Raw genomic sequence first — 746 nt, forward strand, 5'->3', positions numbered from 1 at the left:
CACGACAGGTCCGGGATCGGTTCGCCGATCGGACTGGCGGCGTCACCGGCCAGATCCGCCAGCGATACCGGCCGGTAGGTCACATGCACCGTGGTTTCGGTGATGCCGTACATGTTGATCAGTTGCGGTTGCTGGTCGCCGAAGCGTTCGAACCAGGGGCGCAGGCTGTGCACATCGAGGGCTTCGCCGCCGAACACCACGTAGCGCAAAGCTGGATTCAGCTCGGCATGCGCCGGAGCACAAGCCACCTGCATCAACTGCTTGAACGCCGACGGTGTCTGGTTGAGCACCGTGACACCTTGCTCGCACAGCAACTGGTAGAACTCTTCCGGCGCCCGGCTGGTGGCCTGCGGCACGATGACCAACCGGCCGCCGTACAGCAATGCACCGAAGATCTCCCACACCGAGAAGTCGAACGCGTAGGAGTGGAACAGGCTCCACACATCACTCGGGCCGAAGTTGAACCAGTGCTCGGTGGCTGCGAACAGGCGCAGCACGTTGTGGTGCGCGAGCAAGGCGCCCTTGGGTTTACCGGTGGAGCCGGAGGTGTAGATCACATAGGCAAGGTTGGCGGGATCAAGCTCCAGGGCTGGGTTGCTGGTGGCGTAGCCGCTGAAGTCCGCATCCAGCAGCAAGGTGCGCACACCCTGCGGTGTCGGCAGACTCAAGTGCGACTGGGCCAGCACGACGCTCAGGCCGCTGTCCTGCATCATGTAGGCCAGACGGTCTTCGGGGTACGCCGGGTC

Annotated in this window: 1 protein-coding gene; it reads right to left on the minus strand. The window is 63.7% G+C overall.

Features of this window, described 5'->3' with window-relative positions:
- Window positions 1-746, minus strand: a 746-nt coding sequence (locus G3436_RS25905; protein ID WP_163951099.1) for an AMP-binding protein, incomplete at both ends; no start/stop codon positions are given.

The organism is Pseudomonas brassicae (assembly GCF_010671725.1).
Lineage (GTDB): Bacteria > Pseudomonadota > Gammaproteobacteria > Pseudomonadales > Pseudomonadaceae > Aquipseudomonas > Aquipseudomonas brassicae.